The sequence below is a fragment of the Bradyrhizobium sp. genome (assembly GCF_019242285.1).
Classification (GTDB): domain Bacteria; phylum Pseudomonadota; class Alphaproteobacteria; order Rhizobiales; family Xanthobacteraceae; genus Bradyrhizobium.
The window spans coordinates 1-7,116 of sequence record NZ_JAFAVV010000149.1 but is presented as its reverse complement, the minus strand read 5'-3'; the positions used below and the strand labels follow the sequence as shown (position 1 = coordinate 7,116).

5 protein-coding genes and 1 pseudogene are annotated in these 7,116 nt (G+C 67.1%); all 6 read right to left on the bottom strand.

Features of this window, described 5'->3' with window-relative positions; genetic code table 11:
- Positions 1 to 769: 769 nt before the first annotated feature.
- Positions 770 to 1,246, bottom strand: a complete 477-nt coding sequence (locus tag JOY90_RS05475) for a DUF1801 domain-containing protein (RefSeq protein WP_291690132.1) — start codon at positions 1,244 to 1,246, stop codon at positions 770 to 772.
- 55 nt (positions 1,247 to 1,301) lie between these two features.
- A complete protein-coding gene (locus tag JOY90_RS05470; protein WP_291690131.1) occupies positions 1,302 to 1,640 on the bottom strand; it encodes a plasmid stabilization protein in 339 nt (112 codons plus the stop codon).
- Positions 1,641 to 1,736: 96 nt separating this feature from the next.
- A complete protein-coding gene (locus JOY90_RS05465; protein ID WP_291690130.1) occupies positions 1,737 to 3,704 on the bottom strand; it encodes a methyl-accepting chemotaxis protein in 1,968 nt (655 codons plus the stop codon).
- A gap of 106 nt (positions 3,705 to 3,810) precedes the next feature.
- The gene (locus JOY90_RS05460; RefSeq protein WP_291690129.1) at positions 3,811 to 4,983 is read right to left on the bottom strand and encodes an acyl-CoA dehydrogenase family protein; all 1,173 of its coding nucleotides are present in this window, start codon (positions 4,981 to 4,983) and stop codon (positions 3,811 to 3,813) included.
- An 89-nt stretch (positions 4,984 to 5,072) separates the two neighbouring features.
- Positions 5,073 to 6,299, bottom strand: a complete 1,227-nt coding sequence (locus JOY90_RS05455; RefSeq protein ID WP_291690128.1) for an MFS transporter — start codon at positions 6,297 to 6,299, stop codon at positions 5,073 to 5,075.
- A 214-nt stretch (positions 6,300 to 6,513) separates the two neighbouring features.
- Positions 6,514 to 7,116 (bottom strand): annotated as a pseudogene (locus JOY90_RS05450) (elongation factor 4); the annotation flags it as partial.

The window sequence follows — 7,116 nt, the reverse complement described above, 5'->3', positions numbered from 1 at the left end:
AGTTGTAGGGTGGGCTAAGCTTCGCCAGCGCTCGCAAGAGCGCGGGCGAAGCGTGCCCACCATTCTCTCCGCAGTCGCTCGCAAATGGTGGGCACGCTTTTATCTTGGCATGGCAAGCATGGTTCATGTGGCCGCTTAGCCCACCCTACGATCCCGCACATACGTCCGCATTCTCGCGACGGGAATCGCCCGAGTCGTGCCAAGCATCGCGCCCTGAAAAGCAGGAGGGCGCAGGGAAGGCCGGGTGCCGGTCGCACCCATGGCCCGCCTGCAACAAGAAACGCAGGCGGCAGTCACCACAGGTACGAGCCGGAGCAACCGGCCTTCCCTGCGCGATGGGTTACGGCTTATACGTGCTCTCCCCGGGGAGCGGGCTTTCTTGCCCCCGTCACTCGCAAGATCATCGCTTGCAAGCTTGACGCCAGCGTCGCGGCGCCAGGACCACACGATTTCGCCGTCCGCAACATGCTGCTCGTCTCGCAGCAACATCGCGTCCACCGCATCCCGCCTCCCACGTCCGTGACGATCGCGAAGCGCCCCTCCGATGGAGGCGGGACGGCCTCAAATAGCATCTATTTCGGGAAAATGGAAGTGGTTTCTTGCGGAAGCCTATCGTGGGATGCGCATCCGTTTGGATTCACTCGACAATTTCGGTTTTACCGCAGCGCCTTTCTCCGGCTGTGGGCGGCCGCCGAAATCGACTCGGGTTGATTCTCGAGCGGCATGCGAGCGCTGGGCGGCTTTGGTGACGCGGTAGAATCGGCCCATCCTACGAATTGTCGGAGCGCGGCTTGAGCTTGTTGAGATGATAGGTCAGTGCCAGCGCCACGCAGTGGCGCAGCTCGGCTTCGGGGAGCTCGTCGTTCGCGTCGAGCAGGATGCTGCGGTTGCCGCCGTAGCGCAGGTGCGGATAGAGCTCGCGGAAAGTCTCGACCAGGTTGGTCTGGCAGTGGAAATACACCGCGGTCCGGCCGGCGGTCGACTTGACCTGGTCGATCCGGATCGTGCTGCCGCTCCTGCTTTCGCTGGTGAGATAGCTCACCTGTCCCCATTTCAGCGCTTCCTCGATCGCACCGACGCCGTCGGTTTGGCCCGCGGTGTCGAGGATCAGCCGCCGCAGCGCCAGCAGTCTCGCCTTGACCGGCCTGGGGCAGGCGTCGAACGCCGCCGTCACCGCGGGGTCGGGCCGACCGGCGCGGCGTCTCGCCGGCGTCGTCGCCTTCGGCCTTTGGGATGGGCGTGTCATGGCTGCCTGCAATTGTCGATCCTGCGGGCAGCCTAGATCAGGTTTGCGCGAAACGCTATTTCTTGGCCGCGCGCTTCGACGTGGCGGAGCGCTTGGTCGCCTGCCGCTTGCGGGAGGCCGCGGCCTTCTTGGCCGAGCGCGACCGTTCCGCGGCCGGCCTGCTGGCGGAGGCTTCGCCGCCGAGCTTGCCGCCACGCCGCGACGGCGCGTGGTTCTCGGGCATGCCGCGCCCCGAGCCGCTCTTCTTGCCGCCGCCGGTCTCCTTGTTGACGGTGGCCCAGGCGCGCCGCTCGGCCTCCTTCTCGCCGACGCCGCGCTCCTCGTAGCTGTCCTCGATGTGTTCGGCCTGGCGCTTCTGCTTGTCGGTATAGCCTGACTTGTCGCCGCGCGGCATGGTCGGATCTCCCTTGGCTGATGCGGTTGGCAAAGCTCGCAACGCGCGCCGCGCGGCGCGGTTCCTGCCCGCGCGGAAGGTCGGCCAAGATCCGGGTCAGGCCGCGCTGCGCAGGCTCGCCAGGAAGGTGTCGACGCTGCTGAAGAGCGCGCTGGCCTGCTGGTTCAGTTCGCCGGAAGCGACCATCACATTGTCGGCCAGTCGGCGCGACTGCTCGGCGGCCTGGCTCGCGCCGATCACGTTCTGCGACACCTCGCCGGTGCCGGCCGCGGCCTGCTGCACGCTGCGGGCGATCTCGCGGGTCGACGAATCCTGCTGCTCGACCGCGGCTGCGATCGTGGTCGCGATGCCGCTGATCTCGCGGATGGTCTGGCTGATCCCACCGATCGCGGCGACGCAATCGGAGGTGGCGGATTGGATCGAAGTGACCTGGCCCGCGATCTCCTCGGTGGCCTTCGCGGTCTGACTGGCGAGTTCCTTCACTTCCGCCGCGACCACGGCGAAGCCGCGGCCGGCGTCGCCCGCGCGCGCGGCCTCGATGGTGGCATTGAGCGCCAGCAGGTTGGTCTGGCTCGCGATGGCGTCGATCAGACGCAGCACGTCGCCGATCTTCTCCGCGGCGGCGGCGAGGCTGCCGACCATCGCCGTAGTCTGCTCGGCCTTGGTGACGGCGCCGTCGGCGACCTTCGAGGAGTGGCCGACCTGGCGGCCGATCTCCGTCACCGACGAGGCCAGCTCCTCGGTCGCGGCGGCAACCGTGTTGACGCTGGCGGAGGCTTCCTCCGAGGCCGCCGCGGCGGCCGTGGTGCGTTGCGAGGTGCCGTTGACGGAGGTGGTGATCTCACCGGCGACGCGCTGCATGTCCTCGGTCGCCCTGGCGACGGCGGCGACCACGCCCTTGACGTCGGCCTCGAAGCGATCGGCCATCTGGCGCTGCAATGCCTGCTTCTCCAGCTCCGCCTTGTGCTGGGCGGCCTGCTGCGATTCGCGCAGCGACTGCGTCTCGATCATGTTGCGGTGGAACACGTCGACGGCCCGGGCCATGGTGCCGAGTTCGTCGGAGCGCTCACCGCCGGGAATCGTGACGGCGGTGTCGCCGCTGGAAAGGCGATTCATCACGGCGGTGATCGCAACCAGCGGCCGCGAGATGCCGCGTCCCAGCAGGAACGCCAGCAGCGCGGCGACGGCGAGAATGGCCAGGGTGCCGAAGATCAGGTTGCGCTGCGAGCTCGCAGCGGCCGCCTCATAGGCGGTCGTATCCTTGACGATCTCGACGACGCCGACCGGCTTGCCGGTATAGTTCTTGATCTGCCCGACATAGACGGCCGCTGGATGGCCGGCCAATGCCGCGTCGCGACGCAGCGGGCTGCCGTCGACCACGTCCTTCAATTCCTCGGGACGTGCGACGAGCTCGTCGCCGAAGGTGGAGGAAAGGCGCCTGAAGGCTTTGCCGTCGTACGAGTACACGGCGAGATCGATGCCGAAACGCTGCTTGGCGCGATCGACGAACTCCTTGCCGAAGGTCACGCCGACATCGACGTTGAAGAGGCTCTTGCCGTCGCGCACGACCGGCGTCATGCCGAAAATGCTGAGCGCCTCGAGTCCGGGCTCGACGCCTGCGATCTGCTTGCCGTCCCTGGTCGCCTCCACCACGGTCGCGCGGCGCGGGGAAATGTCGTCGCCAAAGATCTTCGGTTGATGGATGCGCGCGAACACCAGTGCCGGCGGCCTCTCGAAGGTCATCAGCGGCATGCCCTGCGCCTTGAGCGCCTTGTGGGTGTCGGCGAGCAGGGCGAGCAGTCCCTCGCGATCGTCGTGTTCGACGGCATCGCTGACGGATTTCAATGAGGAGACGACGGAAGATACGGCAAGCGCCGCGCGCCCCTCATAGTCGATGGCGGCGATGATGCTGTCATATTGCAGCTTGAGCTGCTGCTCCAGCGCGAGCCGTGTCAGTGAGCGCTGTTGCAGGATCGAGAAAGTCCCGAGGATGCCGCAGGCGACCGCGACGGTGAGCGAGATGGCGAGAATGAGGCGGGCGGCGATCGAACGCAGTTTCAGCATGTCTTGTTCCGGTTTTCTCGCGGCAGGAGATGCCGGAAGAATCCCAGAATCGACTTAACGAAATGGCATTCTCGCTGACGGTATTTCTACGGAGGATTTCCGCGTCTCACCGTGCCGTCGGCGGCGTCTGCAGTTTGGCGGAAAGGATGGCGCGCCCGGCATCCTCGTAATGCGTGTCGCGCGCCTGGATCTGCTGCGCGATCGCGTGCATGTCGCGGAAACGCCGCTCGAACGGGTTGGCAGCGAACACCGCGGTGGCGCCGGCCATGTGATAGGCGGTGTCGACCACGGACGCCGATTGATGGATGGTCCAAGTCGCGGCGATGCGGATCGCGATGCGATGCGCCTCGCTGACCGCGGCGCCGCGCTCGAGGTCGCGCCACACCTCGGCCGCCGTCGCATAGAGATAGGCGCGCGCGGCGCGCAAGCCCGCCTCGGTGCGGCCGATCAGGCCCTGCACCGCGTTGTTCTCGCGCATCGCCGAGAGGCCCTGCGGCAGCTTGGTGCGCGCCAGTTCGGTCGCGGCGTCGAGGGTGGCGCGGGCAACGCCGAGCGAGGTCGCGGCGAAGCCCATGCTGAACACCATGTTGGTGGTGAGCCTGTAGAGCGGGCCCGGCTCGCGCAGCGCGGCCGGATCGTCGCGCAATGCCGAGAATTTCTCGGGGATGAAGAGGTTGTCGACCGAATAGGAATCGGTGCCGGTGCCCTTCAGCCCGATCACGTCCCAGACGTCGTACATCGTGGCGCTGGTGATCGGGAACAGGATGGTGCGGATCTCCGGCGCGCCGTCCTTCTTCTTCCGCGGGGCGCCGTCGGCTTCGACGATCCGCACATGTGCGCCGAGCCAGCTCGCCTGCCGCGCGCCGGAGGCGAAATCCCAGCGCGCATGGGCGAGATAGCCGCCGGGCACGGCCTTCACCTCATGGGCGATCGCGCCCCAGGCCAGGATGCCGGGCGGCGTATTGAAGATCTCCTCCGCGGCATCACGATCGAGATAGGCCGCGGTCATGGCGCAGACGCTGCATTGGCCGAGGCACCAGGCCGTCGAAGCATCCGCTTTGGCGATCTCCTCCTGCATCTGCATGAACGTTTCGAGCGGCGCCTCGGCGCCGCCGAGGCTCTGCGGCAGCAGCGAACGGTAGAGACCGTTCTCGATCAGCGCGGAGACGACCGGCTCGGTGAGGCGCCGCGTCCGCTCGATCGCATCGGCCTCGCGGGCGATCAGCGGCTGCAGCGCGCGGGCGCGCTCGACGAGACCAAGATCTGCGGGCTTGTTCATCGGGTTCTTTCGCCCTTCTTGTTTATCGATCGATCAATTGATGGGCATCGTGGCGCATTCGCAGCCCGCGATCAAGCCTCGTTCGCCGCTTACGCCGCGGCGCGGCCGAGTTCGAGCGAGGGCCGGCGCCTGGACGGGAAGCTCAGGGCCACCGCCACCGCCGCAAGCCCGATCGCGAAGGAACCGGCATGTAGCCACGTGTATCCGTGGAAGGTGTCGAACACGAGACCGCCGGCCCATGGCCCGAGCGCCATGCCGAGACTCGCGAAGGCGGAGACCGCGCCGAACACCGTGCCCATGATGCGCGCGCCGAAGAACTCGCGCACCAGCACGGCGTAGAGCGGCATCACTCCGCCATAGGCGAGCCCGAACACCACCGACAACGCGTAGAACTCGCCGAGCCGGTAGACTGCGAGGTAGGTCGCGATGCACAGCGCCTGCACCAGGAGGCCGCCGACCAGCACCGGCTTGGCGCCGATCCGATCCGCCAGCGCGCCGAGCAGGAGACGCCCGCCGAGCCCGGAGAAGCCGGCGAGGCTGTAGACGGTGACGGCGGTCAGGGGCGCGATGCCGCAGATCATGGCGTAGGAGACCATGTGGAAGATCGGCCCGGAATGCGCCGCGCAGCAGCCGAAATGCGCCAGCGCCAGCGTGATGAATTGCGGCGTGCGCAGCGCCTGCGCCGCGGTCCATTCCGTCTCGGGTGGGGCAGCGGCGTTCGCGGCGGCGGCATCGGTGCGGTGCGGCGCCGGGCGCACCAGCAACGAGGCCGGGATCAGCAGCGCCCAGGCCGCGATGCCGATGACCAGCATCGCCAGGCGCCAGTCATAGGTCGCAATCAGCCAGCTCGCGGACGGCGCCACCGTCACCGGCGCGACGCCCATGCCGGCGGACACCAGGGCCACCGCGAGGCTTCTGTTCTTCTCGATCCAGGCGCTCGCCAGCGCCATCATCGGGGCATAGAAGCTGCCGGCGGCGATCCCGATCAATCCGCCGAAACAGAGCTGGAATTGCCAGAGGGTTTGCGCCCGGCTCGCGGTGACGAGACCGAGGCCGAGCAGGAGGCTGCCGGCCAATACCACGATGCGGGTGCCGAAGCGGTCGGACAGCGTCCCCCACAGGAACGCGGCCACGGCCATGCAGAGGAAATCCAGCGTCGCCGCCGCCGACACGCCGGCGCGCGACCAGCCCATCGCCTCCGAGATCGGCTGCAGGAACACGGCGAGCGACAGCATCGAGCCGAAGCCGACACAGGTCATCAGCGCGCCCGCGCCGACGACGATCCAGCCATAGTCGAACCGGGAGGTTCTGAGCATGCGTTTCCTCTGCGCTTGTGGTCTTGTTCGATTGCGCGAGGTGATGGTGGGCTATCTGGCGTGGAAGGGCAAGCCGGCGGCTCGTGACCCCGGTATGCGCGGGCCACCGCCGTCATTCCGAGGCGCCCGCAGGCCGAACCCGGAATCCTCGCGAGACAATGATATTGGGAGAGATGGACTCCGGCTTCGCTCGCTTGCCGGAATGACGGTGGCCTCAGCTGTCCACCTTCAGCGCGGCAATGAAGGCTTCCTGCGGGATGTCGACCTTGCCGAACTGCCGCATCTTCTTCTTGCCTTCCTTCTGCTTCTCCAGAAGCTTTCGCTTGCGCGTGATGTCGCCGCCGTAGCATTTCGCGGTGACGTCCTTGCGCAGCGCGCGCACGGTCTCGCGCGCGATCACCTTGCCGCCGATCGCCGCCTGGATCGGAATCTGGAACATATGCGGCGGGATCAGTTCCTTCATCTTCTCGACCATGGCGCGGCCGCGGCCTTCGGCGCGGGTCCGGTGCACCAGCATCGCCAGTGCGTCGACCGGCTCGGCGTTGACCAGGATCTGCATCTTGACGAGGTCGGCCTCCTTGTAATCGGTCAGGTGATAGTCGAACGAGGCGTAGCCCTTCGACACCGACTTCAGCCGATCGTAAAAATCGAACACCACCTCGTTGAGCGGCAACTCGTACTTCACCATCGCGCGCGAGCCGACATACGTCAGCTCCTTCTGAACGCCGCGGCGGTCCTGACACAGCTTCAGCACGCTGCCGAGATATTCGTCGGGCGTGAGGATCGTCGCCTCGATCCAGGGCTCGTCCATCTCCGC

What these genes read in the sequence shown, in the direction of transcription:
- JOY90_RS05475 (WP_291690132.1), bottom strand. Translation starts at nt 1,246, where the DNA reads ATGACACGCCCATCCCAAAGGCCGAAGGCGACGACGCCGGCGAGACGC.
- JOY90_RS05470 (WP_291690131.1), bottom strand. Translation starts at nt 1,640, where the DNA reads ATGCCGCGCGGCGACAAGTCAGGCTATACCGACAAGCAGAAGCGCCAG.
- JOY90_RS05465 (WP_291690130.1), bottom strand. Translation starts at nt 3,704, where the DNA reads ATGCTGAAACTGCGTTCGATCGCCGCCCGCCTCATTCTCGCCATCTCG.
- JOY90_RS05460 (WP_291690129.1), bottom strand. Translation starts at nt 4,983, where the DNA reads ATGAACAAGCCCGCAGATCTTGGTCTCGTCGAGCGCGCCCGCGCGCTG.
- JOY90_RS05455 (WP_291690128.1), bottom strand. Translation starts at nt 6,299, where the DNA reads ATGCTCAGAACCTCCCGGTTCGACTATGGCTGGATCGTCGTCGGCGCG.